This window comes from Maritimibacter sp. DP1N21-5 (assembly GCF_019218295.1).
In the GTDB taxonomy this organism is placed as follows: Bacteria; Pseudomonadota; Alphaproteobacteria; order Rhodobacterales; family Rhodobacteraceae; genus Maritimibacter.
Map to the genome: position 1 here is coordinate 1 of NZ_JAHUZF010000003.1, position 21,208 is coordinate 21,208.

Sequence of the window (21,208 nt, forward strand, 5' to 3'; positions counted from 1 at the left end):
GCGCCAATGGTACTGCGTCTCAAGACGTGGGAGAGTAGGTCACCGCCAAACCTAGAAAGAAACCAATCTCTCAATACAACACAACAAAACCGCCGCGGAGAAATCCTCGGCGGCTTTTTCGTTGTTCTTGCGCCCTTCACATAAGAGACGTGGCGCGAACGCGCTGGCACCCACCCGTTCGCGTTCTCCCCACACAATACTCCGGCCAAGCCTCTAAAGAGTTTCGACGGACAGCACAGTCGGAAGATGTCGTGCGATCTCCGTCCAGCTTCTGCCCCGATCGGTCGACGCGAAGATCGAGCCGGAGTTGGTCCCGAAATAGACGCCAGTTTCCGGACTTCGGTCCGTTGCCATCGCTTGTCGAAGGACGGTGAAGAAGCACCCTTTCTGGGGTAGGCCCTCCCGCATGTCCTGCCAGGTCTCGCCAGCATCCGTCGACCGCCAAACGGCGGCGGCGGCGTCCGGTGGATAGCGTCCCTGCATGTCTCCGTTCAGGGGAATGGTCCATACGATGGACGGATCGTGCGGGTCGGCCGCAATGGGGAAGCCGAAGGTCGAAGGCAGGTTCCCTGTGATGTCGTGCCAGCTCCGCCCACCGTCGCGTGACCGAAACACGCCGCTGTGGTTCTGTTGGTAGATCAGCGCCCCGTCCTCGCCGTTACCGATCATGTTGTGCACGCAGTGGCCGATTTCGTTCTGGTTGTCGTGGTGGTGATGACCCTGGTCCATGTCGTTGTCGAGCCTGTTCATGCGCTCCCAGGTCGTCCCGCCGTCTTCGGTTGCGAAGACGCCAGCGGCGGAAATCGCGATCCGGAGTTGATCCGGTGTCTTTTCATTGGTCAGGATCGTATGAAGTGTCAGTCCCGCACCGCCAGGCTGCCAACTGTCAGACGATGGGTGCTCCCTGAGCCCCGTGACCTCTTGCCAGCTCTCGCCGGAATCCGCGGAGGTCAGGAGCATCGCGGGTTTCGTTCCGGCGTAAAGCCGGCCCCCGACGCGCGCCAACGACCAGACGGACGAGAAGGACTTGTCGAAGGGGAAGGTTGCCGAGGTGTCCACGCCAAGGAAAGTGGCGGCTTCGGGGTCGTTCTTGGCCCACTCGAACATATCGCCGCTGGTCAACGGCGCGAGCGACCATGTCTTGCCCTGATCGCCTGAGTGCCAGACCCCGGCCCCGGACCAATCGCTGCCACCACCGGCCCACATCTCTCCCGTCGTGGGGTCGCCGATCACATGGTTGATCGTCCACAGATCGCAGTGAGGGCCGTCAAGATTCCAGGTCTCGCGGTCGTCGTTCGACGTGAGGACAAATACGCCCTTGGTGGTTCCGACAAGGACGCGCAGTGGTTCAGACATGATCAACCTCCAAGACGACTCGCCGAATGCTACCATGGCGCCCCGATTCTCGAAGCAATTTACGGCGGAGGGTTAAGTCCTTGTTCGATCACATGAAAAAAGACGAAATTTCCGGCGCAGGCCTCTTGTGCCCATGACACAGATGGACTAAATCAACCGAACGATTGGCGCGGGGTGGAGCAGCCCGGTAGCTCGTCAGGCTCATAACCTGAAGGCCGCAGGTTCAAATCCTGCCCCCGCAACCAATCTTTCCACGCGTTGAAGCGCTAGATTTCCCCTACGAAGTCCTAACGACCCCGACGCATTGTCGCGCATCCCGACAGCTACATCTCAAGTCACGTCCCAGAAATTCCGCCACATCCCGTTCGAAACCGGCCGGGGCGTCCTTGTCTCCTTTCAGGAACGACTGAAGGTGGAACCGGAAGCAGGCGTCGAGGACGAGGTAGGTGCTTCGCGCCTGAACCTGCGTGCCACCAACGCGGCCAAGGAAAGTTGCCACAAGGTTGACGAGGCCGTCTTCGATCTCGGCCACGACCTCTTCGAAGACGGGGTCGAACATCGCTTGCGTCCGGATATCATACCAGAGCCGGTGCGTCTCGGCATCGCGTCGGATGGACAGGGAAAGGCCCTTGATGAACCGATCGGCGAGTTGATCCGGCGGCACATCGGAGGCGAGGATCCATCCCATATCCGCCACGAAGCCCACCTTGTACCGGCGCACGCAGTAGGTGATCAGGTCGACCTTGTCTTCGAAGTAGTAGTGCAAAGTGCCGACGGCAACGCCCGACATCTCGGCAATGTCGCGCAGGCTCGTGCGCGCATAGCCGAGCTGTTTGAGTGCGGTAATCGCGTGATCCGCCAGTTCGTCTTTCTTGCGGGCCCGCTTCTCGGACTTGGCTTCGGCCTTTTCCGCTAGGCGGGTGATCTTGTCGAGTTTGGTCACGTCGGCACTGTTCCCAGTTCATCCGCCCAATGCATTGACGAAAATGCGAGGCAGTTTCAACCAGCTTGGCCTGTGCTGGAATCGGGTCAAGAGCCGCCCCACCACATGTTGACGCCGGTTGGTGACGAACCACGGCGGGCGCGGCAGGAGGGTAAATTGCCCAGAGAGAAGACCACGGGGGAAGGGCCGCCAGGGCGCGGTCACGACCACGCGCTCGGGCTTGTTGAACATGAAGGTGTTATGGGCAAAGCCGATACCGCTGCCGACGTCTTCCACCGTGTGACCGGGAAACGCCCCCCACGGACAGGCGGTGGCGAGGAAAGCGAGTCCGGTCCAGGCGTTCACCGCAATGGTGCCGTAATGCAGGTCCGCTATGATCTCTTCGAACCGTTTGCGGCCGATCTGGCGGATCGTGCGCGGGTGGATCAGGATGTTCGCGCCCAACGTGCCGTGAAGCGTTTCGTTGGCATATCGGATAGCTTCGATGAGATAGGCTTCCGCATCGGTTTCTTCGACCTCATGGATCGAGAGGGCGGGGGCAAAGACCTCGGCTTGCGTGAACCAGCTATCGTCTTCGCCGGCAGGTGCGACCACGAGCGCCGGGGCGCTGCCGCGATCAAAGCAGGTTGGCGTTTGGGCGTGGTTCGCGAAGCCTGCCATGCGGTCTGCGGTACCCGGGTAATAGGCCTGAGGCGCATCCATATCGCGCATCACGTCCTGGAGCGCGCGCATCAGATCGTCCTTCTGGGCCCAGACTTTCGGCAGCACCAGCATTTGGCAGGCCACGCAGTTGAACCCGGAGTTGTGCAGTTTCTGTGTCGCCAGATGCTCGGCCTGGAAACGGACATCGGCCTTGGACCAGTTGCCGGGCACTACGATCGTCGGGCAGACCGCGCCAAGTTCCGACGTGATCGGCTTGGTGAGCTTCGGCGTGTTCGCGGCCTTGTTTCGCACCCCTTCCTCGCCGGGTCCCCAGACGATCGCATCATGCGATGCGGCGGCCCCGGTGATGTGGATCTCGTCGACCTGATCGTAGGTGCAAAGATAACTTCCGACTTCGGCCCCGCCCTTGACGATACGGAGCGCGTCGCGGTCGATCAGGGGTTTCAGCGCGGCCTCCAGAAACGGGGTGACGTAATCGTTCACCGGGTTCATCTTGAGGATGACCGCCTTATGCTCGCCAAAGGCCTTCTGGAACACGTCGAGCGGCGCGATGGAGGCGATGTTGCCTGCCCCCAGCACCAAGGCGACGCCGCCCTCGCGCCGGTCAGGCGGGAGCAGCTTGCGCCGAGCCGCGGTCTCGGCCCAGCCTTCGGCGACCTGAAGCAGGTTGTCCTTGATCTGGGCAAGAACGGCGATGCGTTCGGCGTCGCTGGTCCGGGCCCAGTCCGTCGCGCCCTTGGATAGCGCGGCAAGGTCACGATCCAGCCGGGACATATCCGGCGTGATGTCGGTTGCGATCTGGTTCATCTCTTAAGCCTATTCCAGAAGCACATTGCCATGAGATTCGCGCAGCTTGTTTTTCAGGACCTTCCCGGTGGCGCCCAGCGGCAGCGCATCGACGAAAATTACTCGGTCCGGGACCTGCCAACTTGCAACCTTGCCCTCGAAACTGGCGAGCACGTCGGCTTCGTCCGGTGTTTGTCCCTCGGCGGCGACGGCGATGATCACCGGGCGCTCGTCCCATTTCGGATGATGCGCGGCGATGGCGGCGGCGTTGGCAATCTTCGGGTGGGCGATGGCGATGTTCTCGAGTTCGACAGTCGAAATCCATTCGCCGCCCGACTTGATGATGTCCTTCGACCTGTCGCGGATCACCATGTAGCCATCCGCGTCCAGCGTGGCGACGTCGCCCGTGTCGAACCAGCCGTCCTTGGTCAGCGCGCTTCCGTCCTGGCCGAAGTAGCTTTCCACGACCCAATGGCCCCGGATCTGGAGTTCACCCTGGGTTTCGCCGTCGCGAGGCAGTTCGTTCCCGGCTTCGTCCACGATCCGCAGATCCACGCCCCAAGGCGGGCGGCCCTGTCCTTCGCGCAGTCTGGCCTTCACGTCTTCGCTCAGACCTTCATGCTTCTGGAGAAGCTGGTTCAGCGTGCCCAGCGGCGAGGTTTCCGTCATGCCCCAGGCGTGGATCAGCTCCACCCCGTAACCATCCCGGAAATCGCGGATCATCGAGGGGGGCAGGGCGGAGCCGCCCACGACCGTGCGCGTCATCGAGGTCGGCTTGATGCCGGTCGACTTGAGCGCGGAGAGAAGCCCCATCCAGATCGTCGGCACACCGAGCGAGAGCGTCACCTGCTCTGTGTCGATCAACTCGGCAAGGCTGACACCGTCGAGGTTCGGCCCCGGCATCACCAGCTTGGACCCGACAGAGGCGGCGATATAGGGCACACCCCAGGCGTTTACATGGAACATGGGCACGACCGGCATCACCGTGTCGCGCGCCGCGATGTTCAGCCCGTCGGGTTGGTTTCCGCCGATCGAGTGCAGCACCAGCGACCGGTGCGAATATTGCACACCCTTGGGATTTCCCGTGGTCCCGGAGGTATAGCAGAGCGCGGCGGGCGCGTTCTCGTCCAGGTCGGGCCAGTCGGCGGTGGCATCGCCGGTGTCCAGAAGCTCGTCGTAGAACAGCAGCCCCTCGACCTGTGCCGCGGCTTCGTCATCGCGCGGGCCCATTAGGACATGATGCTTCACCGTCTTCAGGTGCGCGCCCAGCTTTGCCGCGATGGGAAGGAAGGTGCGGTCCAGAAACAGCACCTCGTCCTCGGCATCGTTGAGAATGAAAATCATCTGCTCCGGCGTCAGGCGCGGGTTGATCGTATGAGTCACCCGTCCGCCTGCGCCGATGCCGAAATAAAGCTCCAGGTGCCGTCGGTTGTTCCAGGCGATGGTGGCGCATCGCGCACCCTGCGCGACGCCCAGCTTGTCGAGCGCTCCCTTGATCCGCCGGGCGTTCGCGCCGACCTCACCCCATGTCGTGCGGGCCTTGGTGCCGTTCGTCTCGACCGAGACGATCTCGGTCCCGGCGTGGTATTTCTCGGCATGGGCAATCAGGGACCCGGTGGTCAGCGCTTGTGTCATCATCGTGCCGGACATGGCTTGCTCCTTCATTCTGCTGCGATTGCGGCGGGTTTGTTTATCCGGATCATGTCGGCGGCGTGTTCCGCGATCATGATGGTGGGGGCATTCGTATTGCCGCGCGGCAGATATCCCCGACGCCCGTTCAGGCCCGGTTGCGGCAGGGTCTCGTAGGCCCAGTTGGAGATCTTGCCATGGCCCGGCAGGATCGCGACCGTCCCGACAGGCGCGCTGATCAGGATGTGGTCGCCATTTCCGCCCGCTTCCAACAGGCAGACGGAGACCGAGGGGTCTTCGCTCAGCCGCGCGGCAAGCGTTGATCCGGCCGATCCTCCGCCAACGATCAAATCGTCAGAAGCGGTCCTGTTGGACATTTCAAATCCCCCCTTCACAGAGCTTCCTCGTTCTCCCATAATGTGAGCATATGTCTTGGACAACTGTCCAGAATAATGATCAGAAGAGCCAGTGGGGAGAAATTGTCAGCTTTTCCAGATAGTAAAGCGTCGGCCCGAGCGGAGCGTTTCCCTGAAAACCGGTGATGCCGACGCGATCGACGCCCTCCGGACTGGGCACGAAAAGTCAGAATCAAGTGCCGGGACAGTCGGTCGTCACCGGCTCGCGATCGGCACGTTGAACGAGAAAGGCCCGGACCCGAGTCCCTGCGGCGCGGCCGGGAAGCCACCGGCGGATTGCACGGCCTGAAGCGCCAGACGGTCGATCGTGGGGTTGCCGGAACTGCGCGCGATGCTCGCGCCAAGCAGGCCCCCGCCGGCCGACACGCGGATGGCGACAACCGCAGTGCCCTGGCCTGCGCCTCTCGACGCGCGCCGCGCGATGCGGGTCTGGATCTGTCCGCCCCAACGCGACATGAGCGTTGCCTGTTGTCCCGCGCTCAGCCGCGCCGGTTCGGCCTGTCGCGTTGTGCCGCTGGTCTGGCCGCCCCCTTGCCCCGCGCCCGTCTGCGCCGCACGCGGGGCCGAGGGCTTGGCGGCCTCCTGCGTCCGGTTCACCGGTTCCGCGTCCGACCGGGCTGCGGGTCGGGCTGGAGGACGCGGTGACGTGGCGGGCGCATGGCGTGGCGCCGGAGGGGCGGGCGCGGTCCTGTTGGTCGTCGGCGCGGCATCCCTTGGCACGGCGACGGGCGTCGGCAGGGGCAGCGTTGTCGGCGCGTCCGTAGCAGTACGGTCCATGGGTGGCACGGACGCCGGAGCGGCGGCATCTGCCACTGGCGGCGGCAGGGCCACGGCCTCCTCGAGTTCGACCTCGGGCGGGTTTTCCCAGCTTTCCACCATCTCCGAAATCGAGGCGTCGGAGGCGCGAAGGCTCACCGTCTGTGTGCCGCCCGCGCCGGAGCCTCCCAAGGCGGAGGGCTCCGGAAGCGGAACCAGCATCAGGGCAAGAACCGAGACGAAGGCCGATGCACCGAGGATTTCGAACACGTCCCGCATCTCAGTCCTCCACGACCAGCGCAACGCCGGAGCCGGTCACGCGACTGACCCGCTCAAGGACGCGGGCGAGTTCGGACCCGGCCATCGCGCGATCCACCCGCAGGGTCAGGGGGTCGTCGCTGTGGCGATCCGCAAGCGCGGTCCACACGCCATCGCCAACCTGTCCCGCGTAGTAGGGCGTGCCGAATGGCCCGATCAGCATTTCGTCGGAGGCCGTTTCCAGAGGACCGCCTTGCGCCGTAGGGACAGCGACCTCGACGGGTGGCGGCGGCGTGATCCGCGCGGTGATCAGGAAGAACACGAGGAGCAGGAAGACCACGTTGATCATCGGGATCACGTTCTCGGCCGGCTCTTTTCGTGCTGCGACGCCTGCGATCCGCATCTAGTCCACCATGACCAAACCGGTGTAGCCCGCATCGCTCAGGACTTCGATCACGGCCACCAGCCGTTGCACGTCGGCCCCCTCGCGCGCCCGGATGACGATGGTGTCCGAGGGTTCCGCCGTCAGGGTCTCGAGCTGGGCGGCCAGCGTTTCTTCCCGGATGTCACTGCCGTTCAGCAGCACGCCCTGGGGCAGGACGTCGACCAGCCGGGGCGGGCCGGCATAGGTCGTCTCGCCGGCGGTTCCACCAGCAAGCTGGATCGCGTTCTCGCCTCCGAAACGGCTCGCCAGCATGAAGAAGACGAGCAGCAGGAAGACCACGTCGATCATCGGCGTGAGGCTCGGCTTGCGGGACCGGCGTGTGCGGGGCAGGGCGAGGGCGGTCATTCGGCAACGTCCATGAAGCGCCGCGCCGAGGTCGTCGCGGCTCGCGGGGCGACCAGCAGACGGGTCACCATATCCTCGATCCGCGCCTGTGCCCGTTCCGCGATGCTTTCGAACCAGGCAAGCGAAGCCTGTGCCGGAATCGCGATGGCCATCCCGGCGGCGGTGGTCAGTAGCGCTTCCCAGATGCCGCCGGCGAGCGCCGAGGGGTCGGCTCGGCTGCCAGCCTGCTCCAGCGCTTGGAAGGCGGTCACCATGCCAAGAACGGTGCCGAGAAGCCCGACGAGCGGTGCGACCGTGGCGATGAGTTCGAGCCCGCGCAGCCCGCTGCGCAACTTCTGGATCTCGCCACTGGCCACGCGCCCGATCTCTTCCCGGCGCGCCGTGTCGTCGAGCCGGCTGTCGTTCATGACCGTGATCGTCGCCGTAATCGGCCGACCGTAGGTGCCGGTGGTCGGGCCGGTGCCGGCCGTCGCGTCTCCGTCCAGATATGCCTGCACGGCACGTTCGGCCGGCCCGGCACGCCAGACCCGGAGCGCCGCGAGACGAAGCAGCTTCCACAGGATCAGGCCCCCGGTCAGGGCGCCGAGCCCCGCGATCACCCAGATGGCGACCCCGCCCTTGTCCATGAAGTCGAGGAGTTCGCTCCAGCGTGTGTCCATGATGCCTCCGATCTAGAGCGCCGCGGCCTGCGGCAGGATGAATGTGGTGGTCGGCGCGGTATTCACCCGCAGCCTGCAGCCATAGGCGGTGCCAAGGCGGTCATCCGTCAGCACTTCGTCGACCCCGCCCTGCGCGACGACCCTGCCTTGGGACAGGAGCGCGATGGACTGCGCGAACATCGCGGTGAGGTTAAGGTCGTGCATGACCGCGACGACACCGCCACCGGCCTGCGCATAGTCTCGCGCGAGCGTCATGACCTCGAGCTGGTGGGCGATGTCGAGACTGGCGACCGGTTCGTCGAGGATGAGCCAGTTCGCCCCGTCCGGCCCCACCGGTTCCCAGATCTGACAAAGGACGCGCGCAAGCTGCACCCGCTGCTGTTCGCCGCCGGACAGGTCGTGGTATCGGCGCGGTCCGAAGCCGGACAGCCCCACCCGCCCAAGCGCGCGCTCGGTCAGGTTGCGGGACATTCCTGGGGCGCTGTCGCGTTGACCCAGTTGAACGATCTCGGCCACGGTGAAGGGGAACGCGACCGTGGTCGACTGGGCCAGCACCCCACGGCGCTCGGCGAGGGCCCAGGGCTTCACGCGCTGCACATCCAGCCCTTCGATGGTGACTGTTCCGGCAAATCCGACGTCGCCCGAGATGGCGCGCAGGAGTGTTGTCTTGCCGGAGCCGTTCGGGCCGACGATGGCCGTCACCTCGCCGGCCTTGGCCGTGAAGTCGACGTCGCGCAGCGTATGGCTGCGACCGAGGTGAACATTCAGGTTCCGCACGATCAGCATGTCAGACCTCCATCAACCCGCGCCGGCGAATGAGAAGCCAGAGGAAGAAGGGCCCGCCGACAATGGCCATGACGATCCCGATGGGAAGTTCGGCAGGCGCGACGACGGAACGCGCGACCATATCCGCCGCGACGAGCGTGATGGCACCGAGAAGCGCGGCATTGGTCAGCAGGTAGCGATGATCGGGTCCCGTGGACAGGCGCAGGAGATGCGGCACCACGAGACCGACGAAGCCGATACCGCCGGACACAGCGACAGCCGCCCCGACGCCGCCCGCGACGATGAAAATGGCCGCCTGCTTCAACGCCTCCACCCCGACACCCATGTGCCGCGCGGCGGATTCCCCCAGCGTCAGGGCGTTGAGCCCCCGCGCCAGAAGCGGCGCCGCGACAAGGCAGGCGAGCATCAGCGGGGCAGAGGCGGCCAGCTTGATCCATGTCGCACCGGCGAGCGAGCCCAGTCCCCAGAAGGTCAGGGTCCGCAATTGGGCATCGTCGGCCATGAAGATCAGAACACCGGACAGCGCGCCGACAAGGGCGGCAATCGCGATCCCGGCCAGAAGAAGCGTCGCGACCGACGTGTGTCCGCCACGCGTTGCGATGGCATAGAGCGCCATGACCGACAGCCAGCTTCCTGCAAAGGCGGCGAGCGGCACAAGGGCGAAGCCCGAGATCGCAATGAACGCCGGCGGCAGGAGCCCGCCCAGAACGATGGCGCAGATCGCGCCCAGCCCGGCGCCCGCGCTCACACCGACGAGACCGGGATCGGCGAGCGGATTGCGAAAGAGCCCCTGCATGATGACGCCGGACACGGCCAGCGAGGCACCCACCAGAAGGCCCATGACCAGCCGGGGCAGCCGGATATCGAGAATGACCACCTGCGCACGCAAATCGAGGCTTTGGCCGGTGACGAGGTCATGCAGAAGTCCGAGTGGGCTCAATCCGGTCGCCCCGACGAAAAGACTGGCCGTCGCCGCGACGAAGAGGGCGACCACCAGCCCAACGGTCGCGCGGCGCGCACGCCAACCCGGATCGGTCGGCGTGTCCATCGTCATATCGGCCATGGTCGTCATCACCCCGAGGCCTTGGTCAATTTACTTGCGAGTTCCCGGACGGCCTGACCCACGCGGGGTCCGAAGCCCAGGAGGAGCAAGCCGTCCATGCGGACGACGGAGCGTGATTGCGCGGCCGGGGTCGGGGCCAGCGCGGGCAGGGCGAGCAATTCGTCATCTTCCATGGCGTGATCGCCGGTGCGGTCCATCATCAGGATCACGTCCGGCTCTGCGGCCATGATTGCTTCGTCCGAGAGCTGGGTATACCCCTCGACGCCCTGGACGGCATTCACGCCGCCGGCGAGTTCGATGATGGCCGCGGCGGAGGTGTTCTCGCCCGCAGCCGTCAGCCGTCCGGCGGCCGTGGACAGGATGAACAGCACCCGGGGCGGCGCGGTTCTGACCGCGACGGCTTCGGCCGCGTCCAGATCGGCGGCGACGGAGGCGGCGAGCGTTTCGCCTTTTTCCGGCACGTCGAGCGCGGAAGCGACCGCCCGGATCTTGGCAAGCACAGCTTCTTCGGTGAAGCCGTCGGGCACCTCGATAAAGGGAATCGCCGCGGCGCGCAGAAGATCCACCGCTTCCACGGGCCCCGCGCCCGTTTCGCTCACGATCAGGTCGGGAGCGACCGACAGGACGCCCTCCGGCGACAACTGCCGGATATAGCCGACGTCGGGAAGCTCCTGCACGGCGGAGGGCCAGGTCGAGGTGCTGTCACGCCCGACGAGCCGGTCGCCTTCCCCCAGCGCGTAGACGATCTCGGTCACGGAGCCGCCGATGGACAGCACCCTGTCCGCAAGTGCGGGCAGGGGGGCGAGCACCATCGCGCAGGTCAAGAACGCAGGACGGATCATGAGGCCACCTCGGCATCGGGAAGGTCGCGCAGGATGTCGACATAGGCCGGGACATGATCCTCGCCGTCCTTCCGTAATCCGAAAATCTGGAGGATGATCCCGCCGTCCGCATCGAAGGCCTCGACCGAAATCGCCATGCCGCGCTTGGTCGGTTTGCGCACCTCATAGACCTCTGCGATGTGGTCGGATCTGAGGTGCAGGTTGAAGCCCGGGTCCATGACGTTCATCCAGGGTCCCATCACCTTCGTCTGAAGGATGGGCCCTGCGTGGATTTGGATGCAGCCGTGGTTGCCGACGAAGACCATGACCGGGACTTCCCTGTCCGCCAGTTCGGGAAGCAGGCGGTCGACGGCATCGGTCGTCAGTTTCCGCACATAGGGCGCGCCTGCCACGCGGTAGGCCCCGAGCCGGTTCATCTTCAGCTTCTTCGTCAGCAACATGAACTGGTGCGTGTCGGTCATCCGGTCCCACTCGGAGCGCAGGGCATCGGTCTTTTCAGGGCGTTCGATGGGGGCGGTCGGGGCGACACGCGGCGCGACGACGATCTGGTCGGTCTGGTCCCCCGTCGCCAGGTGCGCGATCACGCTGTCCCAATGATCGTGGTTCGAGGCGTCGCGCAGGTGGATCTTGTGAACGGCGTCGCCGGCCGCGTCGAAGACCTGGATCGACCGCTTCGGGCCGTTTTCTCCAACGGTCTCAGTGGCGAATGCGTGGACCCAATGCTGCGGAAAGATGCGCAGGTCGATGGCGTCGTTCAGGACCATGCTCGCATGTTGGCCTGACTGGTAGTTGCCATAGGTCCCGACCTTCTCATGCACCACCGACGGCGTCCGGGTCAGGGCCATGACTTCGCCCAGAGCGGGGGCCGCGCCCATGATGTCGTCCGGATGCGCGGAGACACGGACCGCGCCGTGCCCGACCTGGGCGGCAACGAGCTCGGCCTCCGAGATGCAGAGTTTTTCGGCGAGATCGCGCGCGCGCAACGTGGTGTTTTCGGTCAGCGCGGCGCGTATCTCGCGCGGCGACAGCGAAGCCAGAACCGCCATGCGGTGCTCCTTTTCATCGTTCGTGATTGGCTTACCTTGCTGCGCTGTGGCTCAAATGCCGCGCCTGGCTGGGTACGGACGCGTTCGCGCGCCGATTACTTGACTGAAATACTCGGATATCATAGGCGGCGCAAGTCCTTTGCAATTCCACGCAAAGATTGGCCGGTACGTGGGTGACCGGCCAAGCCAAGCCAGCCCGGGATTCCCTGCGCAAGCTCGCCATTTCCACGAAAAACCTGGAAGGGATGAACATGAACGCGCAGATATCCTTGCGCGCGGGGCTGCTTGCCAGCGTCGCTTTCGCCATGGCCTTGCCTGCTCACGCGCAGGAGGCATTCGACCTCGATACGGTCTATCTGGCCGAATCCAAACGCGAGGTCGCGACCGACACTGCCACCGCCGAAACCACCGTCGATCAGGAAGAGATTGAGGACCGGCAGGCCGACAGTATCGCAGAGCTCGTCGACACCGTGCCCGGCGTGACCATCGTCAACGGCAACACGCCGCAGGGGTCGAGCATCAACATTCGTGGCTTCGGCGCGACCGCGTCGAATGGCACCGACCAGAAGATCGCGATCCAGCTGAACGGCGCCGATGTCGGGTCCGAAGAAATCTACCGCGTCGGCACGCAGCTTTTCACCGACCCGGCGCTTTACAAGGAAGTGACGGTCGTTCGTGGCATCGCGGGCACCTTCGAATACGGCTCGGGCATCATCGGGGGGCTCATCCGCGCCGAAACGAAGGATGCCATCGACATCACCGAAGGCGAGACGGGCTTTCGTCTGCGTCAGACCATCGAGGTCGGGACGAACGGAAATCAGGCGGCGTCATCGACCATCGTGGCATGGCAGCCGACCGAGAATTTCGGCGTGATCGGCAACTATACCTACCGGCACAACGGCGTGTTGGTGGATGGGGCTGGCAATCCGATCAACGTCAAGCCGTCGAACCTGCCGACCTATATGGTCGGGATGCTCTACACCTTCGGCAACGCCGACGAACACTCGCTGCGTGCGACCTATTCCGACACGACGGCGGCCGAAGAGGACGTGCCCTACGACAGCTTCGGCCTGACCTCGGACATGTTCGGTAACGTGGACCGCACGGTGCGGTCGCGGACGGCGACGCTGGAGTACAAGTTCGACAGCGAGGCGAGCGACCTGATCAACGTGACCGCCGCCTTCAGCCGGGCCGATCAGCAGATCGACAGCGCCTATATCGCGGGGTCTTCGTCCTTTGAAGGCACGCCATCCTGGCCCTTCGTCGCTGCCTCCGTCATGGGGCTGGGCGATGCGGATCACCGGTATATCACCAACAAGGTGACGCTGAAGAACCAGGCCTTCTTCTACACCGGCGCGATCGCGCACGACCTGCGGTTCGGCGTCGAAGGCGTGTGGAAGGAACGGGCGGATGCCAGTTCGGCCCCCGGTGGCACGGATCGCCGGTATGCCGTCTTCGCCGTGGACGACATCACCTGGGGCGGGCTCACCGTGACGCCAGCAATTCGCTATGAGAACCAGCGGATCGGCAGCGCCACGACCGCCTATTTCGACAACAACGCCCTGATGGGCGGCCTGTCCGGCCGATATGAATTCGGCAGCTCCGGTTTCGCCGTGTTCGGGAGCGTCGCCTATACCGAAAACCTGCCCATCATCGACGACCTCGACCCGACTTCGGCGAACTATCCGACCTATATGACCCAGAGCGAAAAGGCCCGGTCCTATGAATTGGGCGTGAGCTTCGACCGTGCGTCAGTCTTTGCCTCGGGCGACCAGCTCAGCCTGAAGGTCAACGGGTTCCAGACGAACGTGTGGGATATCACCTCCTACACCACGCCGACGCGGGTTCCGATTACGGACGCCCTGATCCGGGGTGTCGAACTGGAGGGCTCCTATTCGTTGGCCAACGGGTTCTACACCGACGTGAACGCGAACTTCATGCGGGGCTGGGGCACCGACGCGACCGGCGTGCAAGGCGATTGGTCCGGCATTCCGGCGAACCAGATCCGCGCGACAATCGGCAAACGCTTTGGCGAGGAGTACGACGTGTCGTGGGAGGTCGTGCATGACTTCGCCATGAACAACACGGCCACACCGACGCCGGCCTCGACCGTCCATAACCTGCGCGCCACCTATCGCCCGCAAGACGGGTTCTTCGATGGGGCCGAAGTGCGGTTCGGGGTCGAGAACCTCTTCGACCTCGACTACACGCCGCACCTCGCCACCCGCGCGGCACCGGGTCGGACCTTCAAGGTGACCTTGGCGAAGACCTTCTGACAGCCAGCCAACCGGAAAGGCGCTCGAGCAGGCGCCTTTCCGACCATCAATGTCCACCTGACCGAAGGATATGGACGCTTCTGGCCGGCACGCTTTGTCCACCGATGAGCGGTGTCCAGTCACCGCCTTCCGCGTCCGGCAGCACGAAATCGCGGGGAACGGGATCGAAGTTGATCAGAACGGCCAGCGGTCCCAGCGCGTCACCCGGCAGCACCAGCGCGATGGCCCGCGTGTCCGGGTCTTCCCATCGTGACACATCCATCGGCTCGCCTTCGGGGCTCAGCCACTGGACATCGCCCTCTTCCCAAAGCGCCTGATCGCGCAGTGCGGAGCTTTGCGCCCGGAGCCGCCCGAGCCGTCGTGCATGCTCCAGAAGCTCGACGTCGGCCTTGTCCCAGTCGAGCCAGAAGTCCGGCCCGTCCTGGCAATAGGCATTGTTGTTGCCATGCTGGCTGCGTCCCGTTTCATCGCCGGCCGTGATCATCGGTGTTCCCTTGGCCAGCATCACCAGCGACAGAAGCGACTTGCTGTCCCGCCGTCGCGCGGCCATCACGGTCTCGTCTTCCGTGGCGCCCTCGACACCGTTGTTCCACGACAGATTCTCGCCATGGCCATCGCGGTTGTCTTCCCCGTTCGCTTCATTGTGCCGGGTCTCATGGGAGACCAGATCGGTGAGCGTGAACCCGTCATGCGCCGCAATGAAATTCACGCTCCGGCTTTCGCCCGCGAAAATGTCCGACGACCCGGCCAGCGCCGTCGTCAGCCCCCCGATCATCCCCCCATCGCCCCGCCCGAAGCGCCGAAGCGTGTCGCGAAAGCGGTCGTTCCATTCGAGAAAAGGGCGGGGAAAATTCCCGAGCTGATAGCCGCCCGGCCCGATGTCCCAAGGCTCGGCGATCAGCACGCGGTCGCGCAGAACCGGGTCCTCCCGCATCGCGGCCAGAAGCTGCGCGTCAGGCGAGAACCCGTCGTCGAGCCGCCCCAGCACCGGGGCGAGGTCGAAACGGAAGCCGTCCACCCCGCCCGCAAGAACGAAGCGGCGCTGCGCGCTCAGAACCAGTTCGATCACGAAGGGGTTTGCGCAATCGAGCGTGTTTCCGGTCCCGGTGTCGTTGATCAGGTCCCCGTTCGGCGCGTGGCGATAGCTTTCCCGATTGGCGAGACCCCGAAGCGACAGGGTCGGCCCCAGTGCGTCGCTTTCGCCCGTGTGGTTGAAGACGACGTCGAGGATCACGCCGATCCCGGCCTCGCGGAGCGTGTCGGTCAGGTGCCGCAGATCGACGAACCCGCCCGGCGCCAGGCGCGGATCGAGTGCCATCATCGTGACCGGGTTGTAGCCCCACGCGTTGGTCAGGCCCAATGCCCCGAGGTGGCGTTCGTCGATCCAGGCCGTGATCGGCAGGAGCTCGATCGCGGTGACGCCGAGCGAGGTCAGATGCTCCACCACCGCCGGGTGCGCGATGGCGGCGAGGGTGCCGCGTATCTCTTCCGGCACAGCGGGGTGCAGCATGGTCAGCGCCCGGACATTGGCCTCATAGATCAACCCTCCGGGCTGGAACACGCGCGGTGGCGCGGTGCGCGGTGCCACCGCATCGACCAGTGCCTTCGGCATGAGCGGCGCGGTGTCGACCGCCTCCTCCCGTGGCAACGCCAGTCGTGGATCAAATGCGAACCGCCGGTCGATCCGCGTCGCGAAGGGGTCCACCAAGAGCTTCGCCGGATCGAACCACAGCCCGTTCTGGGGGTCGAAGGTGCCATCGGCCCGGTAGCCATAGGCCTGTCCGACCCCGATCCCCGGCACGTCGCGCGACCACTGCCCCCCCTCCTGCCGTTCCATCGGTTCCCGACGCTCGCTCTCGCCGTCGAAGAGGCAGAGCGTCACGGCGCTCGCCTCGGGCGCGAAGACGGTGAACTGGGTGCCGCGCGCGTGGGGCACGGCACCGAAGGCCCTCACGCGGCCTGCTCCAAAAGGCGCCGGTAGAGCGCGACATAGCCCTTTGCGCTCGCGTCCCATGACACGTCGGTCGCCATGCCGTTCTTCATCATCCGGGTCCATTCGGGCGTATCGGCATAGACCTCGCAAGCGAGCGTCACCGCGTCCACGATCCGCTCCGCGGTCAGCCGCCCGATGTGGAACCCCGTGCCGACACCGGCCGCCCGCGCCGCCATGTTCGCGTCGATCACCGTATCGGCCAGGCCGCCGGTCCGCGCCACGATGGGCACGCAGCCATAGCGCAGGCCGTAGAGCTGCGTCAGACCGCAGGGCTCGAACCGCGACGGAATGAGGATCGCGTCGCAGCCGCCCTGCATGAGATGCGCGAGCGGTTCGTCATATCCGATGTGCACCGCGACCCGGCCCGGATGGCGCGCGGCGGCCTCGGCAAAGGCGTGCTCCAGATCGCGATCCCCCGCGCCCAGCACGGCAAGGCTCGCCCCGGCGGCGACGATGCCGTCCATCGCCTCGGCCAGCAGGTCCATGCCCTTCTGCCAGGTCAGACGGCTGACGATGGCGATGACCGGGCCTTTGGTGGGAGCAAGGCCGAAGGTCTTCAGCACAGCTTTCCTATTCCCGCCCCGCGCCTTCAGCGCCCGGGCCGAGAAATTCGCAACCAGCCGCGCGTCCTTCGCCGGGTCCCAGACGTCGACGTCGATCCCGTTCACGATCCCCGACACCACGTCGGACCGCCCATTGATCAGGCCCTCCAGACCCATCCCGAACTCGCCTGTCCTGATTTCGCGTGCATAGGTGGGCGACACCGTCGTGATCGCCTGCGCGGCGCGAAGGCCCGCCTTGAGAAACCCGACGCCGCCGTAATATTCGACCCCGTCGGCCCAAGCGGTTGCAGGCAGGTCAAGCTCACCGAACACATGGGCGGCGAACTGGCCCTGGAAGGCGATGTTGTGCACCGTGATGACGCTCGGCGGCGGTGGTGCGTCGCCATAGGCCAGATAACAGGGGACCATCGCCGCCTGCCAGTCATGGACATGCACGACATCCGGTCGATAGCCCTTGAGCGCCCCCGTCGCGATCAGCGCGGCGGCCTTGGACAGCACGGCAAAGCGTTTCCAGTTGTCGCCGAAGTCGATGCCGTCGAGCCCCGCATAGGGTCCGCCTTCACGCTCGAAGAGCCCCGGCACCTGCACGACAATGAGGTCGAGACCCGCGACCTTGGCCCCGAGCAGCTTGACCGAATGACCCAGAACGTCCGGCAGCTTGGCGAGGACCTTGCCTTTGCCGACCTGCGCCATGATGGCCGGATAGCCCGGCACGACGGTGCGTGTCTCGACCCCCAGTGGTGCGACGGCACCGGGCAGGGCGCCCGTCACATCGGCCAGCCCCCCGGTCTTGACGAGCGGATAGATCTCGGACGCGACGGAGAGGACTTTCATCGGCACCTCATTCGTAGACCAGCCCGGCCTTGTCGAGCATGGACTGGGTGATCAGGCAGACGCCGCCCGCGCTGCGGCGAAACCGCTGCGCGTCAAGCTCGGGGTCTTCGCCCACGACGAGCCCGGCGGGAATCTTCACGCCGCGGTCGAGCACCACTTTCGTGAGCCGCGCATGCCTTCCGACCACCACGTCGGGCAGCAGCACCGATTGATCGACCTGGGAATAGGAGCGGCAGAGGACGCCCGTGAACAGAAGCGAGCGGTGAACCGACGACCCCGAGATGATGCAATCGCCCGACACGAGCGAGGATATCGCCTCGCCCCGCCGCCCGTCCTCGTTGTGGACGAACTTCGCGGGCGGCTTGATCTCGGCATAGGTCCAGATCGGCCAGCTCCGGTCGTAGAGGTCCAGTTCCGGGATCACCTCGGTCAGGTCGATGTTGGCCTGCCAATAGGCATCGACCGTCCCCACATCGCGCCAGTAGGCGGGCTTGTCCGGCGTCTCGCGCACGCAGGAGGTCGTGAACCGATGCGCCACCGCCTTGCCGCCCGCGACCAGCTTCGGGATGATGTCCTTGCCGAAGTCGCGCGAGGAATTCGGGTCGGCGGCATCCTCCTGCAACAGCGCGATCAGTTTTTTCGTGTGAAAGACGTAGATGCCCATCGAGGCGAGCGAGACGTCAGGGTTGCCCGGCATCGCGGGCGGATCGGCCGGTTTCTCGACGAAATCCACGATCCGGTCCTTGCCGTCCACATGCATGACGCCAAATCCCTTGGCATCCTCGCGCGGGACTTCGAGACAGGCGACGGTGACATCGGCCCCTTCGTTCACATGCTGCTGGAGCATGAGCTCGTAGTCCATCTTGTAGATATGATCGCCCGCCAGAATGATGATGTATTCCGGCGCGTGGCCTTCGATGATGTCGATGTTCTGGTAAACGGCGTCGGCGGTGCCCTCATACCACTGCGTCTCGGATACACGCTGCGAGGCCGGGAGGATGTCGAAACTTTCGTTCCGTTCCGGACGCAGAAAGTTCCAGCCGTGTTGCAGGTGCCGGATCAGGGAATGTGCCTTGTATTGCGTCGCCACTGCGATGCGCCGGACGCCCGAGTTGATCGCGTTGGACAGGGCAAAGTCGATGATCCGCGTCTTGCCGCCGAAATAGACCGCCGGTTTCGCCCGCCGGTCGGTCAGCTCCATGAGCCGCGACCCGCGCCCGCCTGCGAGCACATAGGCCATCGCGTCCCGCGCGAGCGGCGCGGTCATTCTTTTTCGCTCCTGCGTCATGAACCCGGGGCCTCCCTCCCCGACCCCGTGTCCGGGGTAATCTGGCCCGACCCCGTGTCCAGGGTCAGATAAAGCGTTGCCAGCGGCGGCAGCGTGATATGAGCGCGGCCATTGGTGGCTCGGACCCGCCCGCCGTTCCCGGCATTGGACCCGCCGTAAAGCCCGGCATCGGTGTTCATCACCTCGGCCCAGTCGCCGTCCTGCGGCAGCGGCAGAGAATAGCCTTCGCGCAGGACCGGGGTGAAGTTCGACACGACGACCACGGGCGGTTCACCGGGCGCGCGGCGCTCCCAGGCATAGACCGAGGTTTCGGTCTCGTCGGCCAGGAGCCAGCCGAAGCCCTCGGGTTCGCAGTCGCGGGCGTGAAGCGCGGGCATGGCGCGGTAGGCGCCGTTCAGATCGCGCACGAGGCGTTGCACGCCCCCATGCGCGGGCGCGTCGGTCAGACCCCAGTCAAGCGCGCGCGCCTCGGACCATTCCCGCCGCTGGGCGAACTCCTGCCCCATGAAGAGGAGCTTCTTGCCGGGATAGCCCCACATGAAGGCGTAGTAGGCGCGCAGGGTCGCGAACTTCTGCCAGTCGTCGCCCGACATCTTGGTCAGCAGCGTGCCTTTTCCATGCACGACCTCGTCATGGGACAGCGGCAGCACGTAGTTTTCGGAAAACAGATAGGACGTGCCGAAGGTCATCTCGTGATGGTGGAACTTGCGATGCACCGCCTCGCGAGCAAGATACGTGAGCGTATCGTTCATGAAGCCCATGTTCCATTTGAACCCAAAGCCAAGCCCGCCTTCATGCACCGGCATGGACACACCGGGCCAGGCGGTGGAATCCTCGGCCATGGTCATGACGCCCGCGTGGGCGCCGTAGATCTCGCGATTCACGTCCTGCAAGAAGGTGATCGCCTCAAGGTTCTCGCGCCCGCCTGTCTCGTTGGGGATCCACTCGCCGTCTTTGCGGGAATAGTCGAGGTAAAGCATCGACGCGACCGCGTCCACGCGCAGGCCGTCGACGTGATAACGTTCGGCCCAGAAAAGCGCGTTGTTGATCAGGAACTCGCGGACCTCGGTGCGCCCGAAGTTGTAGATCGCGGTGTTCCAGTCCGGGTGAAACCCCTTGCGCGGATCGGCATGTTCATAAAGCGCGGTGCCGTCGAACATGGCGAGCCCATGCGCATCCGTCGGGAAATGCCCGGGCACCCAGTCGAGCAGCACGCCGACGCCCGCCCGATGCGCCCCGTCGATGAACCGGGCGAGACCCTCCGGGTCGCCGAAACGGGCGGAGGGGGCGTAAAGCCCGGTGGTCTGATAGCCCCACGACGGGTCATAGGGGTGCTCGGACACCGGCAGAAACTCGATATGGGTAAAGCCCATGTCGGTGACATAGGGGATAAGCTGGTCCGCCATCTCGTCCCACGTCAGGAAATCGCCGTCCGCGCCCTGCCGCCATGAGCCGGGATGTACCTCGTAGATCGACATCGCCTCGCGCCGGGCGTTGGTCTTGGACCAGTGGTCGCGGTGGGCGGCGTCGCCCCAGTCGTGGGCGAAGGGCCGAGCGACAACCGACCCGGTGGCCGGGCGCAGCTCGGACTGAAAGGCAAAAGGATCGGCCTTGAGCGGCAGGGTCTGGCCGCCCTTGTCGAGGATTTCGAACTTGTAGATCGTGCCGGGCGGCAGATCGGGGATGAACATCTCCCAGATGCCGCTGTCGCGGCGAAAGCGCATGACGTTGCGCCGCCCGTCCCAGCCGTTGAAGTCTCCGACCACCGACACGCGGCTGGCGCTGGGCGCCCAGACGGCGAAATTCACCCCTGTCGCGCCCTCGTGGTCGATCACATGCGCACCGAGACGGTCGAACAGCCGCAAGTGCCGCCCCTGACCGATGAAGTAATCGTCCATCGGGCCAAGCACCGGGCCAAAGGAATAGGGGTCGCCCTGTTCCCATGCGTGATGCAGGTTCCTCACCCGTAGCCGGATTGGGCGCGGCTTCCTGATCGTGAGCTTTCCCTCGAAAAGCCCCCGCGCGTCGATCCGCGCGAGCGTGCCGACGACCTTGCCGTCCAGCACCGCCTCGACCGCCTCGGCCCCCGGCAGGAACGCGCGCGCGATCAGCCCCTTGGCCCCCGGATGCACGCCCAGCACGGCATAGGGATCATCGTGCCGCCCCTCGACGATAGCCGCCACCGTGCCGGGGTCGATCGCCCCGGCGGCAGGCTGTGTCGTGGTCTTCGGTCCGCTGGTCACGTTCCCCCCGTCGTCACC

The 21,208-nt window shown here is 65.2% G+C and carries 17 protein-coding genes, 1 tRNA gene and 1 pseudogene; 2 read left to right on the top strand and 17 right to left on the bottom strand.

Features of this window, described 5'->3' with window-relative positions:
* Positions 1 to 213: 213 nt before the first annotated feature.
* A complete protein-coding gene (locus KJP29_RS01725; protein ID WP_218461826.1) occupies positions 214 to 1,356 on the bottom strand; it encodes a sialidase family protein in 1,143 nt (380 codons plus the stop codon).
* A gap of 168 nt (positions 1,357 to 1,524) precedes the next feature.
* On the opposite strand from KJP29_RS01725, the gene KJP29_RS01730 reads away from it, so the two are divergent.
* Positions 1,525 to 1,601 (top strand) — tRNA-Met (locus KJP29_RS01730).
* Positions 1,602 to 1,633: 32 nt separating this feature from the next.
* Here the strand turns inward: KJP29_RS01730 and KJP29_RS01735 are convergent.
* The 12 genes and pseudogenes from KJP29_RS01735 to KJP29_RS01790 all read right to left on the bottom strand — a co-directional run bounded on the left by KJP29_RS01735 (position 1,634) and on the right by KJP29_RS01790 (position 11,993).
* Positions 1,634 to 2,299: a TetR/AcrR family transcriptional regulator gene (locus KJP29_RS01735; RefSeq protein ID WP_218461827.1), complete on the bottom strand. Its 666-nt coding sequence runs from the start codon at positions 2,297 to 2,299 to the stop codon at positions 1,634 to 1,636.
* Between the two features lie 18 nt (positions 2,300 to 2,317).
* The gene (locus tag KJP29_RS01740) at positions 2,318 to 3,769 is read right to left on the bottom strand and encodes an aldehyde dehydrogenase family protein (RefSeq protein ID WP_218461828.1); all 1,452 of its coding nucleotides are present in this window, start codon (positions 3,767 to 3,769) and stop codon (positions 2,318 to 2,320) included.
* 9 nt (positions 3,770 to 3,778) lie between these two features.
* Entirely contained in the window at positions 3,779 to 5,398 is a 1,620-nt protein-coding gene (locus tag KJP29_RS01745; protein WP_218461829.1) for a long-chain fatty acid--CoA ligase, read from the bottom strand.
* Between the two features lie 98 nt (positions 5,399 to 5,496).
* Positions 5,497 to 5,754 (bottom strand): annotated as a pseudogene (locus KJP29_RS01750) (glucose-methanol-choline oxidoreductase); the annotation flags it as partial.
* 234 nt (positions 5,755 to 5,988) lie between these two features.
* A complete protein-coding gene (locus KJP29_RS01755; RefSeq protein WP_218461831.1) occupies positions 5,989 to 6,828 on the bottom strand; it encodes an energy transducer TonB in 840 nt (279 codons plus the stop codon).
* Position 6,829: 1 nt separating this feature from the next.
* Positions 6,830 to 7,210 (bottom strand): biopolymer transporter ExbD, encoded by a 381-nt coding sequence (locus KJP29_RS01760; protein ID WP_218461832.1) that lies wholly within the window; start codon positions 7,208 to 7,210, stop codon positions 6,830 to 6,832.
* Entirely contained in the window at positions 7,211 to 7,597 is a 387-nt protein-coding gene (locus tag KJP29_RS01765; protein ID WP_218461833.1) for a biopolymer transporter ExbD, read from the bottom strand.
* Positions 7,594 to 8,256 carry a MotA/TolQ/ExbB proton channel family protein gene (locus KJP29_RS01770; protein WP_255553399.1) on the bottom strand — a complete coding sequence of 221 codons (663 nt, stop codon included), beginning with the start codon at positions 8,254 to 8,256 and terminating at the stop codon, positions 7,594 to 7,596. Before KJP29_RS01770 ends, KJP29_RS01765 begins: the two co-directional genes overlap by 4 nt.
* A 12-nt stretch (positions 8,257 to 8,268) precedes the next feature.
* Positions 8,269 to 9,042: a heme ABC transporter ATP-binding protein gene (locus KJP29_RS01775; protein WP_218461834.1), complete on the bottom strand. Its 774-nt coding sequence runs from the start codon at positions 9,040 to 9,042 to the stop codon at positions 8,269 to 8,271.
* Position 9,043: 1 nt separating this feature from the next.
* On the bottom strand, positions 9,044 to 10,114 hold the full coding sequence (locus tag KJP29_RS01780; protein ID WP_218461835.1) for an iron ABC transporter permease: 1,071 nt from the start codon (positions 10,112 to 10,114) through the stop codon (positions 9,044 to 9,046).
* Positions 10,114 to 10,947 (bottom strand): hemin ABC transporter substrate-binding protein, encoded by an 834-nt coding sequence (locus tag KJP29_RS01785; protein ID WP_218461836.1) that lies wholly within the window; start codon positions 10,945 to 10,947, stop codon positions 10,114 to 10,116. Before KJP29_RS01785 ends, KJP29_RS01780 begins: the two co-directional genes overlap by 1 nt.
* Positions 10,944 to 11,993 carry a hemin-degrading factor gene (locus KJP29_RS01790; protein ID WP_218461837.1) on the bottom strand — a complete coding sequence of 350 codons (1,050 nt, stop codon included), beginning with the start codon at positions 11,991 to 11,993 and terminating at the stop codon, positions 10,944 to 10,946. The genes KJP29_RS01785 and KJP29_RS01790 overlap by 4 nt, the downstream gene beginning before the upstream one ends.
* 251 nt (positions 11,994 to 12,244) lie before the next feature.
* Between KJP29_RS01790 and KJP29_RS01795 the strand changes: the two genes are divergently transcribed.
* The gene (locus tag KJP29_RS01795) at positions 12,245 to 14,269 is read left to right on the top strand and encodes a TonB-dependent receptor plug domain-containing protein (RefSeq protein ID WP_218461838.1); all 2,025 of its coding nucleotides are present in this window, start codon (positions 12,245 to 12,247) and stop codon (positions 14,267 to 14,269) included.
* Between the two features lie 46 nt (positions 14,270 to 14,315).
* Here KJP29_RS01795 and glgX read toward each other — a convergent pair whose 3' ends face one another.
* From glgX to glgB, 4 genes are read right to left on the bottom strand one after another with little or no spacing between them, the layout of a single operon-like run.
* Positions 14,316 to 16,223: a glycogen debranching protein GlgX gene (glgX, locus tag KJP29_RS01800; protein ID WP_218461839.1), complete on the bottom strand. Its 1,908-nt coding sequence runs from the start codon at positions 16,221 to 16,223 to the stop codon at positions 14,316 to 14,318.
* Entirely contained in the window at positions 16,220 to 17,659 is a 1,440-nt protein-coding gene (gene glgA / locus KJP29_RS01805; protein ID WP_218461840.1) for a glycogen synthase GlgA, read from the bottom strand. The genes glgX and glgA overlap by 4 nt, the downstream gene beginning before the upstream one ends.
* A gap of 7 nt (positions 17,660 to 17,666) precedes the next feature.
* Positions 17,667 to 18,947 (bottom strand): glucose-1-phosphate adenylyltransferase, encoded by a 1,281-nt coding sequence (gene glgC / locus KJP29_RS01810; RefSeq protein WP_218461841.1) that lies wholly within the window; start codon positions 18,945 to 18,947, stop codon positions 17,667 to 17,669.
* Positions 18,944 to 21,190 carry a 1,4-alpha-glucan branching protein GlgB gene (gene glgB, locus KJP29_RS01815; RefSeq protein ID WP_370630755.1) on the bottom strand — a complete coding sequence of 749 codons (2,247 nt, stop codon included), beginning with the start codon at positions 21,188 to 21,190 and terminating at the stop codon, positions 18,944 to 18,946. Before glgB ends, glgC begins: the two co-directional genes overlap by 4 nt.
* Between the last annotated feature and the right edge of the window lie 18 nt (positions 21,191 to 21,208).

Coding starts and splice junctions, on each gene's coding strand:
- KJP29_RS01725 (WP_218461826.1), bottom strand. CDS start 1,356: ATGTCTGAACCACTGCGCGTCCTTGTCGGAACCACCAAGGGCGTATTT.
- KJP29_RS01740 (WP_218461828.1), bottom strand. CDS start 3,769: ATGAACCAGATCGCAACCGACATCACGCCGGATATGTCCCGGCTGGAT.
- KJP29_RS01745 (WP_218461829.1), bottom strand. CDS start 5,398: ATGTCCGGCACGATGATGACACAAGCGCTGACCACCGGGTCCCTGATT.
- KJP29_RS01755 (WP_218461831.1), bottom strand. CDS start 6,828: ATGCGGGACGTGTTCGAAATCCTCGGTGCATCGGCCTTCGTCTCGGTT.
- KJP29_RS01760 (WP_218461832.1), bottom strand. CDS start 7,210: ATGCGGATCGCAGGCGTCGCAGCACGAAAAGAGCCGGCCGAGAACGTG.
- KJP29_RS01765 (WP_218461833.1), bottom strand. CDS start 7,597: ATGACCGCCCTCGCCCTGCCCCGCACACGCCGGTCCCGCAAGCCGAGC.
- KJP29_RS01770 (WP_255553399.1), bottom strand. CDS start 8,256: ATGGACACACGCTGGAGCGAACTCCTCGACTTCATGGACAAGGGCGGG.
- KJP29_RS01775 (WP_218461834.1), bottom strand. CDS start 9,042: ATGCTGATCGTGCGGAACCTGAATGTTCACCTCGGTCGCAGCCATACG.
- KJP29_RS01780 (WP_218461835.1), bottom strand. CDS start 10,114: ATGACGACCATGGCCGATATGACGATGGACACGCCGACCGATCCGGGT.
- KJP29_RS01785 (WP_218461836.1), bottom strand. CDS start 10,947: ATGATCCGTCCTGCGTTCTTGACCTGCGCGATGGTGCTCGCCCCCCTG.
- KJP29_RS01790 (WP_218461837.1), bottom strand. CDS start 11,993: ATGGCGGTTCTGGCTTCGCTGTCGCCGCGCGAGATACGCGCCGCGCTG.
- KJP29_RS01795 (WP_218461838.1), top strand. CDS start 12,245: ATGAACGCGCAGATATCCTTGCGCGCGGGGCTGCTTGCCAGCGTCGCT.
- glgA (WP_218461840.1), bottom strand. CDS start 17,659: ATGAAAGTCCTCTCCGTCGCGTCCGAGATCTATCCGCTCGTCAAGACC.
- glgC (WP_218461841.1), bottom strand. CDS start 18,947: ATGACGCAGGAGCGAAAAAGAATGACCGCGCCGCTCGCGCGGGACGCG.